Consider the following 1,047-nt stretch of genomic DNA (forward strand, 5'->3'; position numbering starts at 1 on the left):
GCGAAAAAACGTAAGCAAACACGACGCGAAAAATTCTTATCGCAGATGGATGATTTGTTACCCTGGCGAGAGCTGGAACGCCCCATTGCCCGTTATTATTCCAAATCGCTGCGAGGCCGAAAGCCTTATCCCTTGTCCTGCATGTTGCGCATCCACTGCATGCAGCTTTTCTATAATCTCAGCGATCCCGCCATGGAAGACAGTCTCTATGAGATTGAGTCTATGCGTCGCTTTGCGGGCATCACCATTGATACAGTGCCGGACGAAACGACAATCTTAAATTTCCGCCATCTGCTGGAAAAGCATAACCTCGGTGAAAATCTGTTTAATCGAATTAATCGCTACCTGGAAAAGCAAGGCTTATCCTTTAAAGAAGGCACCATCATGGATGCCTCTATCATTGAAGCCCCAACCTCGACCAAAAATAAAGACGGGAAACGTGATCCTGAAATGCACCAGACGAAGAAAGGCAATGAGTGGCACTTCGGCATGAAAATGCACATCGGTGTCGATGACGTTTTTGGTCTCATCCATAGCGTCAAGACCACCTCAGCCAACGTGCATGATATCTCTGTCAGCGGTCAACTTCTTCATGGTGAAGAATCTCGAGTCAGCGGAGATGCGGGCTACCTTGGCATGGATAAACGAGAAGAACACAGACACCGGGAAGTCACGTGGCTCATCAATCAGCGTCCTGGAAAACGTAAAACCATGGATAAGGATGAGCAAATGACGGAGAAACTGAAGTCACAAGTTCGGGCGCAGGTAGAGCATAGCTTTGCACGTATCAAGCAACAGTTTGGCTACAGCAAAGTGCGGTATCGAGGCTTGAAGAAAAATACCAACCGATTGTACCTGCTGGCAGGCTTTGCAAATTTGTTGAGGGTGAAATCGCTACTGGCTTAGGGCCAGTGTGCCCGAATTTTGGGTTTAACCTGAAATCTGGGCTATCAAACATGGCTAAAGTGGCCAATTAGAAAGAGAAAATGAAGCAGAGGCAGTTCTAATGAGTTCGAAACTCAAAATGACTTAAAAATCAGAGCTGCC

1 protein-coding gene is annotated in these 1,047 nt (G+C 46.9%); it reads left to right on the forward strand.

Annotated features, from left to right (window positions below):
• Nucleotides 1–906: IS5 family transposase (locus BCF53_RS19160; protein ID WP_132704387.1), on the forward strand; the 906-nt coding region annotated here is incomplete at its 5' end.
• Nucleotides 907–1,047 lie beyond the last annotated feature (141 nt).

Source organism: Reinekea marinisedimentorum, assembly GCF_004341165.1.
GTDB lineage: Bacteria > Pseudomonadota > Gammaproteobacteria > Pseudomonadales > Natronospirillaceae > Reinekea > Reinekea marinisedimentorum.